Origin of the sequence: Agrobacterium rosae, assembly GCF_002915175.1 — a bacterium.
Lineage (GTDB): Bacteria > Pseudomonadota > Alphaproteobacteria > Rhizobiales > Rhizobiaceae > Agrobacterium > Agrobacterium rosae.
Genome location: NZ_NXEJ01000008.1, coordinates 298,341 through 320,238, shown reverse-complemented (window position 1 = coordinate 320,238; position 21,898 = coordinate 298,341). Strand labels below are relative to the sequence as shown.

The 21,898-nt window shown below is 56.6% G+C and carries 16 protein-coding genes; 9 read left to right on the top strand and 7 right to left on the bottom strand.

What is annotated here, in order from left to right; all coding sequences use genetic code 11:
• The first annotated feature begins 148 nt into the window (after positions 1 to 148).
• Positions 149 to 1,969: an IlvD/Edd family dehydratase gene (locus CPJ18_RS17290; RefSeq protein ID WP_077106328.1), complete on the top strand. Its 1,821-nt coding sequence runs from the start codon at positions 149 to 151 to the stop codon at positions 1,967 to 1,969.
• A 71-nt stretch (positions 1,970 to 2,040) separates the two neighbouring features.
• On the opposite strand, the gene CPJ18_RS17285 is transcribed toward CPJ18_RS17290, so the two are convergent.
• Positions 2,041 to 2,775 carry a metallophosphoesterase gene (locus CPJ18_RS17285; RefSeq protein ID WP_083716576.1) on the bottom strand — a complete coding sequence of 245 codons (735 nt, stop codon included), beginning with the start codon at positions 2,773 to 2,775 and terminating at the stop codon, positions 2,041 to 2,043.
• A 173-nt stretch (positions 2,776 to 2,948) separates the two neighbouring features.
• Between CPJ18_RS17285 and CPJ18_RS17280 the strand changes: the two genes are divergently transcribed.
• Together CPJ18_RS17280 and alkB are read left to right on the top strand one after the other, a co-directional pair.
• Complete coding sequence (locus CPJ18_RS17280) at positions 2,949 to 3,587, top strand: hypothetical protein (RefSeq protein WP_077106327.1); 639 nt, start codon at positions 2,949 to 2,951, stop codon at positions 3,585 to 3,587.
• Positions 3,587 to 4,231 carry a DNA oxidative demethylase AlkB gene (gene alkB, locus CPJ18_RS17275; protein ID WP_077106367.1) on the top strand — a complete coding sequence of 215 codons (645 nt, stop codon included), beginning with the start codon at positions 3,587 to 3,589 and terminating at the stop codon, positions 4,229 to 4,231. Before CPJ18_RS17280 ends, alkB begins: the two co-directional genes overlap by 1 nt.
• Here alkB and CPJ18_RS17270 read toward each other — a convergent pair.
• From CPJ18_RS17270 to CPJ18_RS17250, 5 genes are all read right to left on the bottom strand, one after another.
• Positions 4,226 to 4,717, bottom strand: a complete 492-nt coding sequence (locus tag CPJ18_RS17270) for a hypothetical protein (RefSeq protein WP_077106326.1) — start codon at positions 4,715 to 4,717, stop codon at positions 4,226 to 4,228. The two genes, alkB and CPJ18_RS17270, sit on opposite strands and share 6 nt — an antisense overlap.
• Before the next feature lie 105 nt (positions 4,718 to 4,822).
• Positions 4,823 to 6,175, bottom strand: a complete 1,353-nt coding sequence (locus CPJ18_RS17265) for an HlyD family type I secretion periplasmic adaptor subunit (protein WP_077106325.1) — start codon at positions 6,173 to 6,175, stop codon at positions 4,823 to 4,825.
• Positions 6,176 to 6,179: 4 nt separating this feature from the next.
• The gene (locus tag CPJ18_RS17260; protein WP_077106324.1) at positions 6,180 to 8,354 is read right to left on the bottom strand and encodes a type I secretion system permease/ATPase; all 2,175 of its coding nucleotides are present in this window, start codon (positions 8,352 to 8,354) and stop codon (positions 6,180 to 6,182) included.
• 24 nt (positions 8,355 to 8,378) lie between these two features.
• The gene (locus tag CPJ18_RS17255; protein ID WP_103659479.1) at positions 8,379 to 10,391 is read right to left on the bottom strand and encodes a hypothetical protein; all 2,013 of its coding nucleotides are present in this window, start codon (positions 10,389 to 10,391) and stop codon (positions 8,379 to 8,381) included.
• Between the two features lie 160 nt (positions 10,392 to 10,551).
• The gene (locus tag CPJ18_RS17250; protein ID WP_077106322.1) at positions 10,552 to 11,529 is read right to left on the bottom strand and encodes a fibrinogen-binding protein; all 978 of its coding nucleotides are present in this window, start codon (positions 11,527 to 11,529) and stop codon (positions 10,552 to 10,554) included.
• A gap of 852 nt (positions 11,530 to 12,381) precedes the next feature.
• Between CPJ18_RS17250 and CPJ18_RS17245 the strand changes: the two genes are divergently transcribed.
• The 3 genes from CPJ18_RS17245 (at position 12,382) to CPJ18_RS17235 (ending at position 15,397) form a co-directional block, all read left to right on the top strand.
• Positions 12,382 to 13,161, top strand: coding sequence for a LuxR family transcriptional regulator (locus tag CPJ18_RS17245; RefSeq protein ID WP_077106321.1), 780 nt, complete (start codon positions 12,382 to 12,384; stop codon positions 13,159 to 13,161).
• A 162-nt stretch (positions 13,162 to 13,323) separates the two neighbouring features.
• The gene (locus CPJ18_RS17240) at positions 13,324 to 15,066 is read left to right on the top strand and encodes a methyl-accepting chemotaxis protein (protein ID WP_077106320.1); all 1,743 of its coding nucleotides are present in this window, start codon (positions 13,324 to 13,326) and stop codon (positions 15,064 to 15,066) included.
• A 97-nt stretch (positions 15,067 to 15,163) separates the two neighbouring features.
• A complete protein-coding gene (locus tag CPJ18_RS17235; protein ID WP_103586312.1) occupies positions 15,164 to 15,397 on the top strand; it encodes a DUF2171 domain-containing protein in 234 nt (77 codons plus the stop codon).
• Between the two features lie 50 nt (positions 15,398 to 15,447).
• Here CPJ18_RS17235 and CPJ18_RS17230 read toward each other — a convergent pair whose 3' ends face one another.
• Positions 15,448 to 17,073: an ABC-F family ATP-binding cassette domain-containing protein gene (locus tag CPJ18_RS17230; protein ID WP_077106319.1), complete on the bottom strand. Its 1,626-nt coding sequence runs from the start codon at positions 17,071 to 17,073 to the stop codon at positions 15,448 to 15,450.
• A 148-nt stretch (positions 17,074 to 17,221) separates the two neighbouring features.
• Here CPJ18_RS17230 and CPJ18_RS17225 point away from each other — a divergent pair, with 148 nt between their 5' ends.
• The 3 genes from CPJ18_RS17225 to iolD all read left to right on the top strand — a co-directional run bounded on the left by CPJ18_RS17225 (position 17,222) and on the right by iolD (position 21,897).
• On the top strand, positions 17,222 to 18,037 hold the full coding sequence (locus CPJ18_RS17225) for a MurR/RpiR family transcriptional regulator (protein ID WP_103585894.1): 816 nt from the start codon (positions 17,222 to 17,224) through the stop codon (positions 18,035 to 18,037).
• A 117-nt stretch (positions 18,038 to 18,154) separates the two neighbouring features.
• Positions 18,155 to 20,077, top strand: a complete 1,923-nt coding sequence (locus CPJ18_RS17220; protein ID WP_077106317.1) for a bifunctional 5-dehydro-2-deoxygluconokinase/5-dehydro-2-deoxyphosphogluconate aldolase — start codon at positions 18,155 to 18,157, stop codon at positions 20,075 to 20,077.
• Complete coding sequence (gene iolD / locus CPJ18_RS17215; RefSeq protein WP_103659478.1) at positions 20,074 to 21,897, top strand: 3D-(3,5/4)-trihydroxycyclohexane-1,2-dione acylhydrolase (decyclizing); 1,824 nt, start codon at positions 20,074 to 20,076, stop codon at positions 21,895 to 21,897. The genes CPJ18_RS17220 and iolD overlap by 4 nt, the downstream gene beginning before the upstream one ends.
• Position 21,898: the final 1 nt, after the last annotated feature.

Here is a 21,898-nt window from a genome sequence, read left to right as displayed (position 1 = left end):
TCAAAAGGTCGGTCAATTCTGGCGATGTCCTCTGCCGGACCTGTCTCGCGCATCGTGCTGCCGAGTTCCTTTTCTCTTGTCCTCATCATAAGGTCGTCGCAATCCTGTTGTCGTACCCATTTGCCACTTCCGGCTGGAGATCAAAGTTATGAAAGACTCGACCAACCTACCCGCAACACAGGCAAAGGGCGGTAAGCTGCGTTCTCGCGCATGGTTCGATAACCCTGATAACGCTGATATGACGGCGCTCTACCTTGAGCGCTACATGAACTTCGGCCTCAGCCAGGCAGAATTGCAGTCTGATCGCCCGATCATCGGTATCGCGCAGACGGGTTCCGATCTGTCGCCGTGCAACCGCCACCATCTCGAGCTTGCCCACCGTCTGCGTGAAGGTATCCGCGAAGCAGGTGGCATCGCCATCGAATTTCCGGTTCACCCCATTCAGGAAACCGGCAAGCGCCCGACAGCGGGCCTCGACCGTAACCTTGCCTATCTCGGCCTCGTGGAAGTGCTGTACGGCTATCCGCTGGACGGCGTCGTTCTGACAATCGGCTGTGACAAGACCACGCCTGCCTGTCTCATGGCGGCGGCCACCGTGAACATTCCAGCCATCGCGCTCTCCGTCGGCCCCATGCTGAACGGCTGGTTCCGTGGTGAACGCACCGGTTCCGGCACCATCGTCTGGAAGGCCCGCGAGCTGCTGGCAAAGGGCGAGATCGACTATGCCGGTTTCGTCAAGCTCGTTGCCTCCTCGGCTCCATCAACCGGTTATTGCAACACCATGGGTACGGCAACGACCATGAATTCGCTTGCTGAAGCGCTGGGCATGCAGTTGCCCGGTTCTGCGGCAATTCCCGCACCTTACCGCGACCGTCAGGAAATTTCCTACCTCACCGGTTTGCGCATCGTTGAAATGGTTCGCGAAGACCTCAAGCCTTCCGACATCATGACGAAGGACGCCTTCATCAACGCAATCCGCGTCAACTCGGCCATTGGTGGTTCCACCAATGCGCCTATCCACCTGAACGGTCTTGCGCGTCACCTCGACGTTGAACTGACGGTCGATGACTGGCAGACCTATGGCGAAGAAGTGCCTTTGCTGGTCAACCTTCAGCCTGCCGGTGAATATCTCGGCGAAGACTATTATCACGCCGGTGGTGTTCCAGCTGTCGTCAACCAGTTGATGACGCAAGGCCTCATCAAAGAAGACGCAATGACGGTCAACGGCAAGACCATTGGCGACAATTGCCGTGGTGCCATCATCGAAGACGAAAAGGTCATCCGCCCGTTCGATCAGCCGCTGAAAGAGCGCGCAGGCTTCCGCGTTCTGCGTGGCAACCTGTTCTCGTCCGCCATCATGAAGACCAGCGTGATCTCGCCTGAGTTCCGCGAACGTTACCTGTCCAACCCGAACGACCCGGAAGCATTCGAAGGCAAAGCCGTGGTGTTCGATGGTCCGGAGGATTACCACCACCGCATCGACGATCCGTCGCTCGGCATCGACGCCAACACTGTTCTCTTCATGCGCGGTGCCGGTCCAATCGGTTATCCGGGTGCTGCCGAAGTCGTCAACATGCGTGCGCCGGATTACCTGCTTAAGCAGGGCATCACCTCGCTCCCCTGCATTGGTGACGGCCGTCAGTCCGGCACATCGGGCAGCCCGTCCATCCTCAACGCATCGCCGGAAGCTGCCGCAGGCGGCGGTCTTGCGATCCTTCAGACCGGTGACCGGGTTCGCATCGACGTTGGCAACGGCAAGGCAGACATTCTGATTTCTGCCGAAGAACTGGCCAAGCGTTATGAGGCCCTTTCCGCATCTGGCGGGTACAAGTACCCCGACCACCAGACCCCATGGCAGGAAATCCAGCGTGGCCTCGTCGGCCAGATGGAAACCGGCGCGGTTTTGGAAAATGCCGTCAAGTATCAGCGCATCGCCCAGACCAAGGGCGTGCCACGCGACAACCACTAAACGTCGCTTGAGAAATGCAAAACACCGGCTGAGGTTCAGCCGGTGTTTTTCGTTTCTACCGTTCGGTAATTCTACTCCGCGTGCATCACCGTCACCGTGCCATCCCGAACGATCTTCACCGCAGACAGTCGCCCCGTCATAAACGCTCCGGTGTCCACATTCAGCCGGTTATCGGACAGCGAAACGCTACGCACCGGCGTATGACCATGCACGGTCATGAACAGATTGTCCGCGCCCGGCACCGTTTGCTCCTTGGGTCGTATCCACAGCAGATGCTTGTCGTCCTGCCGTTGCAGCGGTACACCGTTCACCACGCCCGCATGCACGAAACAAAGGCCAGGAACCGCCAGCAGCGATGGCAGCGATGCCATGAAGTCGATATGGTTTTGCGGAATGTGTTCTTTAAGCTGCGCCTTCAGGTGTTTCTTGTCCTGCGATATCTCGCCGATCCCGTAAGACTTGAGCGTTTCCAGCCCTCCGAATTCCAGCCAGAGATGGTCCTTACGCGGATCCTCCAGAAAATCCAGCATCGTCGCTTCGTGGTTTCCGGCAAGGCAAAAACGTTCGATGTCGCCGGACATCGGCTGCATCAACTCATGGATGACATAGGAGGATTTCGGCCCGCGATCGACATAGTCACCCAGCATCACGATCCATTTCGAGCCATGGTGCTGAGCCGCATCGTTCAGGATTTTTTGCTGCAATGCCTGCAACAGGTCGAAACAGCCGTGGACATCGCCGATGGCGTAAATAACGTCTGGTCTCTCATGGGAAAACAACTTCCGGCGCATCTCGGGAGCGGGCATTAGGGGCGAACCTTCTCAAGCGGTGACGGCAGGGCCACGAAATCTCTCACAAGATATGGACCATTGTGCTTAACGCCGCATTTACAACGAAATCGCGGCACCGCAGCTCCCTAAAATGGTCTCTTTTTGCATGTGATTTGAGCGAACTGCTCATTGTCGTCAGGGAGAAGAGTATGCCGCTACAGAATCGCGTCGATCCGTTTGGCGATATCGTTGACCTGCCTATGCGCGGTCTCTTCACCGGCAATCGCGGTATTCTGCATGATCCCGAAACGAAGACGCTGACGACAAAGCGCTGGACGTCGAAGGCTTGGCTCGTGTGCAGTTGCGACTACAAGAATGCACGCCGGGATGTCATGGCGACACGAAGCTGGACCGAGCTTTTCTTTTTCGATGAGGCAACGGCTCTGGCCGCTGGCCACCGCCCCTGCTTTCAGTGCCGCAGGCAGGATGCGGACAAATTCCGGGCAGCGTGGGCCAAGGGCAACGGGACATCTGTGCCCACTGCCGGAGATATCGATATCATCCTGCACAAGGAGAGGCTTCAGTCGCGCCGCAAGCGTCTGAACATGTTGCTCTTGACCTTGGAGGAATTGCCTGACGGCGCAATGATCGCTGCTGATGGCAAAGCCTATCTTATCAAGAAGGGTAAGCCCTATCGGTGGAGCGCTGATGGCTACGAGCCACCCGAAACCTTGCCTTTCGTGGATGGTTTGTTGACACCACCCTCAACGCTGCGTGCTCTGAAGGCGGGGTATCTTCCCTTGCTCCACCCCTCAGTTACTGCCACGGCCGGGAGCGCTTTGGCATGATGGTTGATCTGTTCTCCGGGCTCGATAGCGCAAACGAAAAAATGGCGGATGGTGCATGGTTGCTGCGTCGTTATGCGCTGGAAAATGCCCATGATCTGTTATCGCAGATAGAAGGTGTCTCCACGGTCGCACCGTTCCGGCACATGGTCACGCCCGGTGGATTTTCCATGTCCGTGGCCATGACGAATTGCGGCCCCTTCGGCTGGGTGACGGATCGTAAGGGCTATCGTTATCAGAAGACAGATCCCGAAAGCGGTCAGCCCTGGCCAGCCATGCCGGAGAGTTTCATGTCTCTTGCTGTCAATGCCGCCAAGCAAGCGGGATATCCTGACTTTGTGCCGAATGCCTGCCTGATCAATCGTTATGAGCCCGGCGCGAAAATGTCGCTGCATCAGGATAAGGATGAGAAGGATTTCACCAATCCTATCGTATCTGTTTCACTTGGCCTGCCTGCGACCTTCCAGTTCGGCGGTATCAATCGTGGCGATCCCGTGCGCAAATATCCGCTCAGCCACGGCGACGTCGTCGTTTGGGGCGGTCCGTCCCGCCTGTTCTTTCACGGCATCATGCCCTTGAAGGAGGGAGCACATGATGCGGCCGGGCGCGCGCGGTTCAATCTGACATTCAGACACGCGTCGCTATAGATCGCCAGAGACGTATTTGCTGTTCTTAATGAAGACCCACATATCCTTGCTGATATCGGTAATCTCTGCAATCGACCGTTCCAGCAGTTTGATTTCGGCGGCGTCCACAGGCTCCACCTTGCCGTAACGCACCCGCTTGTCATCCTCCACAAGCCGCATCAACTGCGTACTGGAAATGTCACCGTTCTCATCGAAGGCGTAGATGCAGTGATTATATTTGTTACGCGTCTTCGATTCCTTTTTCAGACGCGCCATTGCGCCCAGAACCGCTTTTCTATCGGCCACGGACGTGGAACGAAGCTTTGCCAGACGCTCGACGAGATCCATGCGCGCGCGTGTCGTATTCAGCGTCAGAAACACGACGATCGCCGCCTCCTTCTCGACCTTGAGAAGATGGGCGATGATATAGATCAACAGGCTTTCGGTATTGGTCCAGACATAGTTGAGACGGCCGACCAGCAACAAGACGTCAGACATGGCTGCCATTTCAACCCTCCGGCCCAAAGCATGAGGTAATCATACAGTATCGGCCCGGAAATCGATAAGGATTTCCGGGCCGATGTCTCGGGAGGAAGAAGGCTGGCTTTGGCCTCAGCGCTCTTTGAAGGCACGCGACATGCTATCGGCAATCGGCTTTGTCAGATACTCGAAGAACGTCCGTTCCGATGTCTGGATGAGGACATCCGCCGGCATGCCGGGCACCGGATGGAAGCCATGCACCTTGGCCAATTCCTCGTCCGAAATCTGGACGCGGACGATATAGACGTCCTTGACCTGCATCCCAGCATTTTCCTCGATGCTGTCGGCGGAAACGTAGAACACCTTTCCATCCAGCACCGGCGTTGTGCGTCGGTTGAGCGCCGAAAGGCGGATGGCCGCCGTCTGTCCTTCATGCAGTTGGTCGATGGAGGTTCTCAACACCTGCGCTTCGAGAATGAGCGGCACATGGGCTGGCAGGATTTCCATGATCGGCTTGCCGGTGGTGATGACGCCGCCTGCCGTATGATAGTAGGAGCGAATGACCGTGCCGTTGACGGGAGAGCGGATCACGGTGCGGTCTAAAATTTGGGACGCTTCGCGCAATTGCTGACGCACGCCATCGAGATCGGCCTCGGCTGTTTCCAGCGCGTCGAGTGCGGCTTGCTTGTTGGAATTGACGGCAATCACAGCTTCCTGACGGAATTTCGCGATTTCGGCCTCGCTCTGGTTCATCTCGCCATCCAGACGGGAAATGTCTCCCATCGCATCGGCAATGGCGCGCTCCAGCGCCAGCATATCGGTCTTGCGGATCACGCCGTCCTTGGCAAGCTTGGCTTTGGAATCGCGTTCCTGCTCCAGCAATGATTGTTGGCGTTCAAAGGATGATTTCTGTCCCTTGTAGCCGATAAAGCGAAACTCGAGCGAGCGGATGTTCTTTTCGACCAGATTGAGCTGCTCTTCCAGCTTGATCTGCTTGCTGTGAAAAACCACATTCTGGCCCTGGATAATGGCATTCACATCCGGGTCGCTTGCCTCCGCCATCACGATGTCGGGCACCTTGAACGTCTTTTCACCCTGGGCCTCGGCCCGCAGGCGGTAAACGATGGTTTCGAGGCGAAGCCGTTTCAGGTTGATCATTTTCTGGTTGGAAAGTGCGGCCGTCTTGTCGAGAACGACGAGAACATCACCCTCTTTCACCACCTGACCTTCGCTCACCATCATTTCTTTGATGATGCCACCTTCCAGATGCTGGATGATTTTGTTGTTGCCTGTCGCCACAAAGCTGCCTTGCGCGATGATAGCGGAGGCCAGAGGTGCGGTGCCTGCCCAGTAACCGAAACCACCGAACGAGGCGAACAGAACGGCAAGACCTGTCACGCTGTACATGCGGATGGAGCGCGGGACTTCGCTGTACCATTCGAGCTGACCTTGCTCCACCTGCTTTTGTTTTCTTTTGAAAACCATGGCCTTAACCCTCTATCTGCGGAGATTGACCGGATTGCGAGCCCCTGTTGCCGGATAGCGCCTTGAGCACCTCGATCCGCTCTCCGAACATCGCGACCGATCCGTCCTTCAAAATCATGATCTTATCCACGCATTGCAGCAAAGCAGGTCGCTGGGTAATGGTGACTGTGGTGATGCCTTGCGTCTTGGCGTGCAGTAGCGCTTTCGCCAACGCCTGCTCACCCTGCGTGTCGAGGTTGGAGTTCGGCTCGTCCAGCACCACGAATTTCGGATCACCGAAGAAGGCGCGAGCAAGCGCGATACGCTGCTTTTGGCCGCCCGAAAGCGGTGCGCCATCGGCAGCAACGACTGTTTCATAGCCTTGCGGAAAGCCTGCGATCAGTTCATGCACATCGGCAAGAACGGCGGCCTCATAAATCTGCCGGTCTTCCACGTCGTCGCGCATACGGCAGATATTGGCCTTGATGGTGCCAGGGAAAAGCTGCACATCCTGCGGCAGATAACCGATGCTCTCACCGAACTGGCGCTGATCCCAGTTGCGCAGATCCATCAGATCGAGACGCACATTGCCTGATGTGGGCAGGATGGAGCCGACCAGCATCTTGCCGAGCGTGGTTTTACCCGAACCGGAATTGCCGATGATCGCCAGCGACTCTCCCTTTTTCAGAGAGAAGGAAATGCCGTTCAGGATCACTTTTTTCTGCGGTGGGGGAACGAACAGAATGCGCTCCACATCCAACCTTCCTTCCGGGTTTGGCAGTCGCAGGCGCGGAAAATTGAGTGGAGAGCTGAGAAGAAGCTGTTTGATGCGACCATAGGACGAGGCCGATTTGTTGAACTGATGCCATCCCTCGATTGCGCCTTCGATTGGGGCAAGCGCGCGACCCGAAACGATGGATGCCGCGATCACCATGCCGCCAGTCAACTCGCCGGAAAGCGACAGATGCGCGCCCCAGCCGAGAAGAGCAATCTGGGTAATCATGCGGCAGGCCTTTGATACGCCTGAGAACATGATGTTGCGATCCTGCGCTGCGACGTGGGATTTGAGCGAACCCGCTGTTTCGCGGCCCCACATTTTCACCGCCTCCGGTATCATCGCCAAGGCATTGATGATCTGCGAATTGCGCGACATGGAATCGAGGTGGAAGTTTGCACGGCTGTGAAAGCCGTTGGCTTCGGAAAACTGCTTCGCCGTGAACTTCTGGTTCAGCCAGGCGATAACGAACAGCACGGCGCAACACGCCATGATGATGATGCCCAGATGCGGGTGGACGAGGTAAACCACCAGCACGAATAGCGGCATCAGCGGCGCGTCGAGAAACGCAATCAGCGTGCCGGATGTCAGGAAAGAACGAAGCTGCTGAAGGTCCTGTAATATTTGATAATCTTTGCCACTACCGTGCAAAGATGCGCGGGCTGCGGCGCTGAGGATCGGTGCTCCAAGCTGAACTTCCAGTTCGACTGCGGTGCGCATCAGAATGAAGCGTCGGATCGCATCCATGAAGGCCTGCAACAGAACCGCGCCGATCACTGCGATCGTCAACATGACCAGCGTATCCATGGAGCGGCTGGTTAGAACACGGTCGGAAATCTGGAACAGGTAAAGCGGAATGGCCAGCAGCAGGACGTTGATCGCGACGGTAAACAGCATCACGATCACCATGTTGCGGCGAACGGCTGCGATGCCCTTTGCAAGACTTGCGGCAAAGTTGACCGGCTCGCTGCGCTTGTGAAAACCGTGCTCGTTTCCTCCGCCACCACCGCCGCCGCCACCTTTGAGGTCCGGCTCCTTGCCATTGCCGCCACCGCCCGTGGTGGGACGGCGTTCGTTTTCACGGATAGGGCCATCATTGTTGTCTATGGTCTTGATGAAAGGCAGGTCCGGGCCGGTTTTGAGATCTGGCTTTTCTGTCGGTGCGTCGCGCGATGCGGGGTTCACCGACGGGGTTTCAGGGTCGGGTGTTACCCTTGCTTCTATGACCGGCGTGGCGGTCCTTACCGGCTCCGGCGCAATCTCCGCTTTGACCGCTGCCGACGAAAGCTGACGCAGATTGTCGACCGCGTCATTTATCGCCGTGATGCAGGCCTCGGTCAGATTGCCATCGGCCTCGCCATCCGTCTTTTCATTAAGGCCGAGAATGCGCCCCTGCTCGATCTTGTTTCTCGAAATGTGATCCATTTCCACGTTCCCCTGAAAAGCCTGCTATGCGACGGCCGTTTGCATGACATCGACGGGATGGGCCTGCGACCACGACAGGTCGTGCCCGGAGTTGAAGACCGCGTCGATGTGGTCGTCGGCTGGATTGTCGTCATGAAGAAAGGCAATGACCTCGTTGGCCAAAGCCGCCTGATGCGGCTGCGTTGCGTCGTGCTCGATCAGTCCGCCCTGGATCAGCACGGCATCCGAATAGAGATGACCGCCGACATAGGTAGAGCCACCAAAACTGTCGTAATCGGTGATCTGGGCAATGTTGACGACGGCGTTGCTGCCGGTATCGATGTGAACAGTGGCGTTCTCGTTGTTGGCAAGCACCTTCGAGGCCGCTTGTGTCACGTCGTCCGAATCCCCCAGAACGCTGACCTGCTTGACGTAGGTGACGTCGTAGAGATTGCCGGTGATGTAGAGGACGTTGAGACCGGCATAGCCTGCGAAATTCGGGTCCGTCGAGAGCCCCTCCGGCATGTGCGGATCGCGCTCGTTGATCGCCTTGGCGGCCTCGACCATATAGTCGGGCATAGACGCGAACCGATCATTGGCACCGACATTGTGGATCGACGCTTCGTTCCAGAGAAGATTGTTGCCGGATTGGACGGTGGCACCGGATGTCGAGCCGGGCAGGGCGTGAACGCTGTCGTTATCGTAGAGAACGGCCATCTGGGCGATCATGTTCATGTCCAGCACATTGCCGCCAACGATGACCAGATCATATTGAATGCCGATGCCGAGGAAATTCGCCAGGTTGACGGCGCTGTTTCCGCCGGTCAGCACGCTCACATCGGCACCTGATGTCGTCACCGTCATCGTGTCGTTGTCGGATACGAAGTGATATTGCTCGATCCAGTGCACGAAGGACACGTCGCCTTCGATGTAGCTGACCCGCCAGGCGGTCGGAAATATCGTCGCGTCGGGTGTGCTTTCCGCATGGCCGCCATCGGCGCTTTCGCCCCAGACGGTTCTCTGGAACGCAGCGATATTGTTGGCGACGGTTCCTGCATGGTCTTCGCGGGTGAAAGCGGAATCAATACTGTCGTGATCGCTGTAGACATAGGATTGCGTGATCGCATCGATCTGGTGGTAGTCGCCCATAACAGCCATGACCGGCGCTACGACGCCGGTATTGACCACGGACACGATATTAGCGACCACATTGGCACCGGCGGCCACATCCAGACTGTTGCCCGCGCCGGTGTGACTTTCCTGCGGCGCATCGCTTTCTTCCCGGTCCGTCGGCGGTTTGGCAATGCCGCGATCCGGCATGAAATCATCGACATCTGGCAATGCGGTTGCCGCGACGCCATTCACATAGGTTCCGGTGATCGAATGGCTGGCGACAACGAAATCTTGGTCGGCACCTGTCCCGAGAGACGAAACATCATTGTCTCTGGCCTGCGTGATGTAGTCGTGCAGATCCTTCGCTATGGACTGCAATCCATCATAGGTGTCGGTGCGGTGATAGCTGTCGAACGGGGTGAAGCGTGCCGCTTCGTTGTAATATTCGGTCGTGCGCTCGGTGACATAGGTCGTGTCACGCGCAACATTGGGACCATCAGTCATGTTGAGATAGTCGTCATCCTGCAGCAAGGTCAGCTGTGACACATGCGCAATGACGGAGCCGGGGCCGGTATAGAGAACGAGTTTTGGCTGTTCCTGATAGGCGTCGATCTCGCCGGGCATTCTGAAATGCGAGCCAGCAAAATCATAAGACGCATGGTGCGAATGCTTACGGATGGCGTCGTCGAACGACAAGGCATGGTGCGTGCGTGTTGCGCTGAACTCATAGTGACCGGCACGGTATTTAACGCCGGGGTCATAGTCCTGCAGCGGTACGTCGTAAGTCTGGTCAGCGTTCTGCACGTCGTCATGCGGCGGCAGTGCCCTATCGTCTTGAAGACCTTGGCCTCCAGCATAATGGGTTCTCATTCGCGCTTCATCGACTTCGGTTTCGAAAAGCCCGATGAAGTGGGCGATCATGTCAGAAATCCTGTCCGTATACATGGCTTGTCCCCCTCTTCAGACCCGTTCCGGTCACGCCGCAGCAAGGAAGCCGGGCTTCGGCTTCGGGCGACATCGCCGTTCAACGGGGTCTACGGCTGCTACAGCCGGAAACTGCACCGGCCCAAGCCGGTGCAGTCTTTTCGATCTAGAGAGTGAGGTCTCAGGAGCTTGCGTCTTCACCCGCATGATGCGAGTCGCCGCCGATGACGCTGCCTTCGAAGGAGTTGGTGAGAAGGTTTGCACCCTGTACCAGTTCCAGATGGTAGCCGGAGTTCGCCAGGATCGAAGAGGCGTTCGTCGAGCTCGTGCCCGTCGCATCGTCGCCTGCCTTGAGGTCCCAACCCTTGCCGTCCATATCCATACCCTGCGCGCCGTGGGCTTCGCCGCCCTGGGTGCTTAGGTCGTTATGGGCGTCCTGGTTGTTCATGCTCACATTGTAGGCCGTGTCCTGATCAGCCAGATGGCTGGCCTGAACCAAGCTGAATGCGCTGTCGTTGCCATCGCCGTTCAACGAGTTGTTGAGAATGTTGTCGACATTGAGCGAGAAGGAGAAGTCGTCGCCGAGGTTGAACGCGATGTCACCGCCGGCAACACCCAGATTTCCGATGTCCTTGACGTGTTCGATCGTCGAGAAATCGGTATCTGTCTTGGAGAACGCCGAGTTGAAGCTATCGGTCGTTGTTTTGATATCCGTATCCGTATCGGAGTAGTTGAACGTCTTGGTGTCGGTATCTGTGTGGGTGTTCGTAATGACCTTGGTGTCGTTGTCGCTGTAGGACTTGCTGTCATAGCTCCAGTCGTAATCGCTTTTCACGGAGGTATCAGCGTCGTTCACGTTGACGGTCTTGTTGTTCGAATTGGTGTCATTGTCGCTATAGCTGGATGTCTTGCTGTCGTAGTCCCAGTTATAGCTGTTGTCGCGGTTGTCGCCATTGTCGGTCGCGACCTGAACCTTGGCATCGACATCCAGGTTCTGGCTGTTGTCGGTATAGGTGTTGTCGCGATTGCCGCCGTTGGCGACGCCGACATTGCTGTCATCCACGTTGCTGTCGTTGGTCGCTGTGTTGGCAAATCCATCTGCGAGCGCGCCAACCTTAGTGATGTCGTCGCCTGCTGGCTGCTGTTGTGGGTAACCCATGTCTATATCCTCCGAAAAAGTTCGGAGTAGCTTTTCGAAATCCCTCTCATCTTAAATGGGATTTTACTCGCGCTCACTCCGATATTGACACACATGCAGACGTACTCATCGACGTTTCGTCTGCGGCTATTGGCCCGGATTTTCAGGCCGCTGCTTTTGGGAATGCGCAAGACACGGTCACGAACATGCGCATCCAGCTCCACAATCGCGAACGAATGCAGATTTCATGCTTCAGTCTGTCTGGTCGTTTTGTCAGTTCGCCGGTTACATCCTTACGCAAACACACAGGATGATGTTGGATCGAACCGGTTGCGGTCTGTTGCAACGGGGCCGAATGTGTCCGAGTTGGGCGGGGGTTGCTAGCTGCTAAATGGGATTAAGCATTGACTAAGCACAGTGCTGGGTCCAGAGCCGACATCGAATGGGTTACGCCCTTTTTCCGGAAGGCCCATAGTCGTTTTTGGGGTCAAATGAACGAATGAAGCGGCGATATCACCTATGAAAGTCCTCAGATGGCATGAGGAGCTTGCAAATTCCGCGCTTGATATGCGCAATCTAGAATTACTTGATTATATTTATACATCTGAACAATGTATTTTTTGAAGTGTGTTTTAGCTGAGCGACAAGAATTGCATGAGTAAACCAAAAAAACCACTCATTATTATGCCATTACAGCCCGACTAATCCATTTGGGCAATTTATTTTGCATTTTATTTGTACTATTTCTTATGATTAATAAATAACTAACGAATAAAGCGGGCTATGTTTGAGATGCTCCCGAAAAGCTCTCTGCCATTCCACCGCACTCCTACATGAATCAGAGTATCTGCGTAACGCTTTAGGGAGGCGTATATGTTCATGGTTGCATCGAGGGTTATCAACGCACAGCATAATAACACGGCCTTATCGTCCGGTGGAACAATACTGGTCGTGGCCAATGAAGATCTCTTCTCCGAATGTCTGGTGGAGGCATTGGGTAAAAAATTTCACACATGCGAGATGATGAGCGCGGGACCGTCGTCATCCATACCCGAAGGGCTGATACGCGAGGTCAAGCTCGTTCTGTTTTACAAGCTCTCCGGACCCCGTCTGGGTGAGTTGCTGGCGGAGGTTCATGCCAAACATCCGCTTGCGCGCGTCGCTCTGGTCATCGACGCCATCGATATGATCGAGTCCTATCTCAAGCAACTTGTCGACACACGCATCATAGATGGCGTGCTTCCCCTCAATTTGCGCCTCGATGTCTTCATGGCGGTGGTCGATCTTCTGATCAAGGGAGGCGAGCATTTTCCGTCTGCCTTGCTTGGCAGGCTGTCGTCGGGCCCGGAAGTGTCCAAAAGCACCGTTTATGATACGCGCTCCGTTGTTGCCAACCGTGCCGATGCGCTCGCGGCCCGCAAGAACGAATTTTCCGCGCTCACCACCAGAGAAGTGCAAATCCTGGATTTGTTGTGCAAAGGTACGCAGAACAAGATCATCGCCGATCGTCTTCACCTGTCCGAAAACACGGTCAAGGTTCATGTTCGCAACATCTACAAGAAGATGAATGTGCGCAACCGGACAGAGGCCGCTTCTCGGTTCTTCGGTAAAGATGAAGCGTCGAATGGCGGGGGAAACAAATGGCACAATTAACGGGCGGATCAGGGGCGTTGTATATCGCCCCTATCCGTCAACCGGTGGTGTAGCCAACTGTTAACCGTAATTGGCATTTGACTGCGGATCATCGCTTTGATTCACCTGTCGTTTCCTAAATCCGCTTAGCGTTAGTCCACAACGCCAGATCGGAAAACGACGATGAATACTTTGCATAAGTCCAACGTGACCTACAAACTTGATCAGCAGGCCGAGCTCAGCGCCAAGCTGACGGCTGCCCATGCAAAGATCGAGAAGAGATTTCTCGATGGCGGCGCGGTTCTCGTTTCCGTTATGGATATTCTTGGCAACCTCACCGGCATTCTCGACGGAATGACCGGAACTCTGGACGGCAAGACGGCGAAGAACAACGTTGATGGCTTACGCAAGACCATCAATGACCTTGCGCAATTGCCAAAGACGGAGGAACGGCGTCAGGCGGGCTTCAAGTCGCTGGCCGATATGTGTGCTTCCACGGGTGAGCACATCGATGATATTCACGAAACCATTCGTTATTTGAAGACCTTTGCCATCACGGTCAAAATCACCGGCGCTGGTCTTGCCGAGTTTGCCGGCTTTGCAGATGAGATACGCGAGCGCATTCAGTCTGGTGCCGATGAAGTCGGGCGTTTCGCAAAGAACCTCGATGTCATGCGAACACAGCTGATCAAGGCGCTATCGTTTTCGTCCACCACGAAGGCGGATTTCGACTCCACCATTCCCCAGATCATTACGAGTTTGAACGAAAATTCCGCCCGCATTTCCCAGCAGCATCAAGAGATGGTGGATATTGCCGCTCAGGTGAAGAAAATTGCCCAGACCATTCAGGGCAAGATCGGCTCCGTGCTGTCGTCCCTGCAAATCGGCGATATCACACGCCAGCGCATCGAACACATTCAAAGCATGCTTCAGATGATGGACGACTTTGGCTCGTCTCCTGAAGGCAAGGCCCTCAGCGACGCCGAATATGAAGTGCTGAAGGAAGCTGTGCTTCAATTGGCCAGCGCGCATATGGATGAGACGGCATCGGACTTCCATCGCGACTGCGGCAAAATCTTCACCAGTATCTCCAGCTTTGCAGATGATGCGGCGCGCATTCTTTCGCTGCGCGATGAACTGGTGGACAGAACATCGAATGGCGATCGGAACGTGTTGTCCCTGATGGAGAAGGGAATCGTCGAGGCCTGCAATCTCGTTGCGCGCGTTCAGGAAAGCAGCGCCGAGGCCGATGAGGTGGTCCAGTCCGTCACAAGCAGCGCGCAAGAGCTGTCGCGCGGGATCGAAGTTCTCCGCTCCATCAAAATCGATATCCATTACATGGCGCTCAACTCCAATCTGCGTTGCTCGAAACTTGGCGATGCCGGCCGTTCCGTCAATGTCGTCAGCGGTGAAATGCGCCTGTTCGCAGGCAAGTTGGAAACGCCCGCCGACGCTATCGTTGAAGAACTGCATCGGGTTGAAACAACGACGCAGCAACTGGCTCAGGAGGGACGCGGGCTTTCCGCGGATCTCGCGTCACCTTTGAATGAAGCGTTGGAAACCGTGCGCCTTGCCAAGACGCAGATGGAAAGCGGCATCGACGCACTTGCCGAGGAAGGCCAGGCCGTGTTCAGCCGCATCAGCTCTGCGGTGGTTTCACTCGACTTCCAAAGCGAGCTTGGCAACACGTTCAACGAATGCTGTCAGATTGCTGCGCAATTGTCGCAAGGCTTCAATGCCGATGTTTCCGGATTTGCCGACAAGATCAGCCCTTTCAGCTCCCAGGTTTTCAAGCTTTACACCATGGCTCAGGAGCGCGATATTCACCTTCGTTTCCTGCCCGCCAGCACGGCAACATCCAGTTCGTTTGCAAGCCAATCTGCCGCCGCCGAGGATGATGATCTGTTTGCGGACGCCCTGTTCTAGAAACTGGTGCTGACAGATACGCATATAAAAGCTGGAACGAAATCGGCTCATTCTCATTTCCTCCTTGCAGATCGAAGAAACAACGGAGGAAACAGAAATGATTTCTGAAGACAAAATTCGCGAGCACATGGAAGTGCGTTCCGCAGATGGTAGCCATGTAGGCACCGTCGATCATATGGAAGGCCAGACCCGGATCAAGTTGACCAGAACCGATTCCGACGATGGCAAACACCATCTGATCCCGTTGGACTGGGTCGACCATGTAGATGCACACGTGCATCTCAGCAGATCGGCGTCAGATGTGCGAAGCAACTGGGAAACACTCAACTAGAGTGCCAGCGCTTTACCAAACTCAAAATGCGGCCCTGGAGGCCGCATTTTTTATGCCTTCATCAGTCCCGGTGCTTCCGCACCAGTCCGCTCGACATATTCGACATAACCACCGCCATATTGATGGATACCCTCGGGCGTCAGCTCCAGAACGCGATTGGACAGTGCTGCGAGAAAATGGCGGTCGTGTGAGACGAAGAGCATGGTGCCTTCATATTCGCTAAGAGCCTTGATCAGCATTTCCTTGGTGTCGAGGTCAAGGTGGTTGGTCGGTTCGTCCAGAACGAGAAAGTTCGGCGGATCGAACAGCATGGCCGCCATGACGAGGCGCGCTTTTTCACCGCCTGATAGAACCCGGCATTTCTTTTCAACGTCATCGCCTGAAAAACCGAAGCAGCCGGAAAGCGCCCGCAATGGAGCCTGTCCCGCTTTCGGGAAACGTTGCTCCAACCATTGCAGGATTGTGGCATCGCCATCCAGCAAATCCATCGAGTGCTGGGCGAAATAACCTAGCTTGACGCTGGCACCGACATTGACGCTGCCGACATCCGGCTCAGCCGTGCCCGCAATCAGCTTGAGAAGGGTGGATTTTCCAGCGCCGTTGACACCCATAATGCACCAGCGCTCCTTGCGACGGATCATGAAGTCGAGACCTTCATAGATCGTGCGCTGACCATAGGCCTTGTGCACCTGCTTCAAGGACACAACGTCTTCGCCGGAGCGTGGTGGCGTCTGGAAATCGAAGGCCACCGTCTGCCTGCGTTTGGGCGGCTCGACGCGGTCGATCTTTTCCAGCTTCTTCACACGGCTCTGGACCTGCGATGCATGTGAGGCGCGGGCCTTGAAGCGTTCGATGAACTTGATTTCCTTGGCCAGCATTGCCTGCTGCCGCTCGAACTGCGCCTGCTGCTGCTTTTCGTTCTGGGCACGCTGCTGTTCGTAAAAGCCGTAATCGCCGGTATAGCTGGTGAGCGAACCGGCATCGATTTCGATGATCTTGTTGACGATGCGGTTCATGAACTCGCGGTCATGCGAGGTCATCAAAAGCGCGCCGTCATAGGTCTTCAGGAAGTTCTCAAGCCAGATGAGGCTTTCGATATCCAAGTGGTTGCTTGGTTCGTCCAGCAGCATCACGTCGGGCCGCATCAGAAGAATGCGGGCCAGCGCCACGCGCATCTTCCAGCCACCCGAAAGCTCGCCGACATCGCCATCCATCATCTCCTGGCTGAAACTCAGTCCCGCCAGAACCTCGCGGGCGCGTCCTTCCAGAGAGTAGCCGTCCAGTTCCTCGTAACGCGCCTGCACCTCGCCGTAACGCTCGATGATTTCATCCATCTGGTCGAGTTGATCAGGATCGACCATCCGTGCTTCCAACTCGCGAAGCTCGGTCGCAACCGCGCTGACAGGGCCTGCACCTTCCATGGCTTCGGCAACCGCGCTGCGGCCTGCCATTTCGCCGACATCTTGGTTGAAGTAGCCAATGGAGACATGCTTGTCTGATGCTACCTGGCCTTCATCCGGCTGCTCTTGACCGGTGATCATCCGAAACAGCGTCGTCTTGCCCGCGCCATTGGGGCCCACAAGTCCAACCTTTTCACCACGGTTGAGCGCCGCAGACGCCTCGATGAAGAGGATACGGTGGCTGGCGGATTTGCTGATGTTTTCGATGCGGATCATTGGGAATAACCGATAAGCTGGAGGTTTGGCGTCCCTATGCCACGCCGGGCCCTCACTGTCACCAGATGAATCGCCATGGAAACCTTGTGAAATATTTTGGAATGGATATTCCATATTGCGGGTTGGATAGAAAAATGAGGGAGATATCATGAGCGCAGATGCGGCCCCGACAACGGTTGAAGCCTTTCGGGAACGATTGCTGGAGATAACCGGCAGTCTGCCCAAACGTCTGCGACAATGCGCCGACTACGTCGCCTCCCATGCCGACCGCATCGCAGTTTCAACTGTGGCCGAACTGGCGGAAGGCGCAGGCGTCCAGCCATCTGCCATTATGCGCTTCAGCCAGATTATGGGCTTTTCCGGCTTTTCAGACATGCAGCGTCTGTTTCGCGAACACTATACCGGCGGCTGGCCGGATTATACGACGCGGCTTAGCAACCTGCGGGACAATGGTGAAGACGGCGGCGCGCTGCTTCTGGCCGAGTTCGTGGATGCCGGTCGTGCCTCGCTCGAAAACGTGCTGAAAACCGTTGATCCGCAGGAGTTCGAAACCGCCATCCGGGTTCTGTCGCAAGCCAGCACCATCCACATCATCGGCCTACGCCGTTCCTTTGCTGTCGCCAGCTATCTGGCATACGCGTTCGAAAAAATGGGCGTTCCCGCCATGCTGCACGCATCGGTCGGGCAACTGCACAATGAGAGCGCCATACGGTCTGGCGATGTGGTGCTGGCCATCACGTTTTCGCCCTACTCGGTAGAGACGATGGACGTCGTATCATCAAGCCTCGCGCGTCAGATTCCGGTGATTGCCATGACCGATACGGCGGTCAGCCCGATGCGCAAGTTGGGTGCGACGATCCTTGCAGTATCAGAGGTGGATTTCGGCGCGTTCCGCTCGCTTTCGGCCACTTTGTGTGTTGCAATCGCACTGGCTGTCGGTGTCGGCACGCACCGCCAAAATTGAATATTTATGTTGAAAATGGAGAAAATGGAATTTATAGTCCAAAAATAACCTGAAATGGAATGATAGTGGAGTGTCATTCCAGATGCAGGATTCGCGTCACAGCGAGGGAGGACGGTCGTGAAAAAGCTTGATCTGATTACCATTGGCCGTTCATCGGTCGATCTTTACGGCGCGCAGGTTGGCGGGCGGCTGGAGGATATGTCGTCCTTCAACAAATATATCGGTGGCTCGCCCACCAATATCGCAGCCGGTGGGGCGCGGCTGGGTCTGAAGACCGCCGTCATCACCCGCGTGGGTGACGAGCATATGGGCCGCTTTATCCGCGAACAGTTGGTGCGCGAAGGCGTCGATATCAGGGGCGTGAAGACCGACCCCGAACGCCTGACGGCGCTGGTGCTGCTCGGCATCCGCGACCAGTCGCAATTTCCGCTGATCTTCTACCGCGAAAACTGCGCCGATATGGCTTTGTGCGAAGACGATATCGATCCCGCCTTCATCGCCGATGCTGGATGCGTCTGCGCCACCGGAACACATCTTTCCCACCCCAAGACGGAAGCCGCCGTGTTGAAGGCGTTGAACCTCGCGCGGGAAAACGGCGCAAAGACAGCCCTCGATATCGATTACCGACCCAACCTCTGGGGTGTCGCAGGCCACGGCGATGGCGAAAGTCGTTTCGTGGAATCCGAAAAGGTGACAACCAAGCTGCAATCGACCCTGCATCTGTTCGACCTCATCGTCGGGACGGAAGAGGAATTTCACATTGCCGGTGGTTCTACCGATACCCTGGAAGCGTTGAAGGCCGTTCGTAAGGTCTCCCAAGCGACTTTGGTCTGCAAGCGCGGCCCCATGGGTGCATCCGTGTTTCCGGGCGATATTCCAGCCAGTCTCGATGACGGCGAATCCGGCGAGGGTTTCCCCATCGAAGTCTTTAACGTGCTGGGTGCGGGCGATGGCTTCATGGCTGGCCTGTTCCGCGGTTGGCTGCGCGGTGAGGACTGGCCGACGACCCTGAAATACGCCAATGCCTGCGGTGCCTTCGCCGTCTCCCGACACGGCTGCACACCCGCTTACCCAAGCTGGGAAGAGCTGCAATATTTCTTCCGCACCGGCATCAACAACAAGGCATTGCGCAAGGATGAAGCGCTGGAGCAGGTGCACTGGGCCACGAACCGCAAGGGTGACTGGAACACCATGCGCGTCTTCGCCTTCGATCACCGCATGCAACTGGAAGCGATGGCTGATGAGGCAGGAGTTGCGCACGACAAGATTGGCGAGTTCAAGAAGCTTTGCCTGCAAGCAGCTCTTCAGGTGTCCGGCGGCGAAGCCGGGTACGGCATTCTCTGCGACAGCCGCTTGGGCCGCGATGCGCTTTACGAGGCGAGCGGCACGAACCTCTGGATCGGCCGCCCCGTGGAATGGCCGGGCTCTCGTCCCCTGACATTGGAGCCCGAACTCGGCCTCGATTTCGGCGGGCTGAACGAATGGCCAGCCAACAATGTCGTCAAGGTTCTCTGCTTCTATCACCCAGATGATGCAGCCGATCTGCGCAGGGAACAGGAAGACACGGTGCTTCGCCTCTTCCAGGCCGCCCGCCGCAACCGGCTGGAACTGCTGCTGGAAGTCATTCCGTCCAAAGTCGGACCTGTGGATGACACGACGACGGCCAAGATCATTGACCGTTTCTACGAGATCGGCGTCTACCCCGACTGGTGGAAGCTGGAGCCGATGAAAAGCGAGGCAGCATGGAAAAATGCGACCGATGCGGTGCAGCGCAACGACGCTTACGTGCGCGGCATCGTGGTGCTGGGGCTGGATGCACCGCAGGCGGAGCTTGAGGAGAGTTTCCGTCTGGCAGCAGGCTTCGATCTCGTCAAAGGCTTTGCCGTTGGCCGAACGATTTTTGCCGATGCTGGCCGTGCATGGCTTTCGGGCAAGATGAACGATGTGGAGGCCGTCGGCCAGATGGCGGAGCGCTACAGCGCGCTTTGCCGCATCTGGGATGAGGCGCGCGCCGCGGGAAACAAGGGAGAAGCAGCGTGACGACACTACGATTGACGGCAGCGCAGGCGATGATGCGCTATCTGGCCACGCAGATGAACGAAGCTGGCGAGACCTATATCGCCGGTGTCTGGGCTATTTTCGGCCACGGTAATGTCGCCGGTATCGGTGAAGCGCTCTACGGCATTCGCGATGAGCTGAAGACCTATCGCGGCCAGAACGAGCAATCCATGGCCCACGCCGCCATTGCCTACGCCAAGCAGCTTGGCCGCCGCCGCGCCATGGCGGTTACATCCTCCATCGGCCCCGGTGCGACCAACATGGTGACGGCAGCCGCACTGGCCCATGTCAACCGTTTGCCGGTTCTGCTCATCCCCGGCGATGTCTTCGCCAATCGCGGGCCCGATCCGGTGTTACAGCAGATCGAGGATTTCGGTGACGGCACCGTTTCCGCCAATGATTGCTTCAAGCCCGTCAGCCGCTATTTCGACCGCATCACGCGCCCCGAACAGCTTCTGACCGCCCTGCCACGCGCCATGCGTACCATGACCGACCCCGCCGATTGCGGCCCGGTGACGCTCGCCTTTTGTCAGGATGTCCAGGCGGAAGCCTATGACTACCCTGCCAGTTTCTTTGAGAAAAAAGTCTGGCGTCAACGCCGTCCCGAGCCCGATGTTGCAGAGTTTGAAGAAGCCGTCGCCGCTCTGAAAGCCGCCAAAAATCCGGTCATTGTCGCCGGTGGCGGTGTTCACTTCTCCGGCGCAACGGAAACGCTGAAACGCTTTGCCGAAACGCACGCCATTCCCGTCATCGAAACGCAGGCGGGCAAGTCAGCGCTCGCCTGGGACCACGACCTGAACTTCGGCCCTATCGGCGTGACCGGTGCAGATAGCGCCAATGCCATCGCCGCAAAAACCGATCTCGTTTTTGGCATCGGCACCCGTTTTCAGGATTTCACCACCGGCTCCTGGGCGCTGTTCAAGAACCCGGATCGTAAGCTGCTGGCGCTGAACGTCCAGCCCTATGACAGCGTCAAACACAATGCCATCAGCCTGACGGCGGATGCAAAAGTTGGATTGGAAAAACTGTCGAACGCCTTGGGCAACCACCGTTTTAAGGCACCCGACACTGCCTTGAAACAGCAATGGTTCGCAAAGGCGGACGCCGTCACCGCAGCGCCAACCGAAGCCAACAGCCTTCCAACCGACATGCAGGTCATCGGCGCTGTGCAGCGCGCATCGCGCGACAATACCGTCGTTATGTGCGCGGCTGGCACCATGCCTGGCGAGTTGCATCAGTTGTGGAAAGCCAAGCTGCCGCTCTCCTACCACATGGAGTACGGTTTCTCCTGCATGGGTTACGAGATTGCCGGTGGCCTCGGCATCAAGATGGCTGAGCCGCATCGCGACGTGATCGTCATGGTTGGCGATGGCTCCTATATGATGATGAATTCCGAGCTCGCCACCGCCGTCGCCATGGGCGTGAAAATCACCCTCGTCATCACCGACAACAGGGGTTACGGCTGCATCAACCGGCTGCAAATGGGCACCGGCGGCGCGGAGTTCAACAATCTCTACGCCCACACCAACCACACCAACCCCATCGCCATCGATTTTACCGCCCACGCCGCCAGCATGGGCGCGGATGCGCACAAGGTCTCTTCGATTGCGGAACTCGAAACCGCACTGAATGCCGCGCGCGAGGCGACGGTGACGACCGTTATCGTCATCGATACGGACCCATATCCGACACCGGATGCCGGTGGTTACTGGTGGGATGTGGCGGTGCCGGAGGTTTCGCAGCGGAAAGAAGTCAACAATGCACGCGCCGCTTACGAAGCCGCGTTGAAGGAAAGACAGTGAG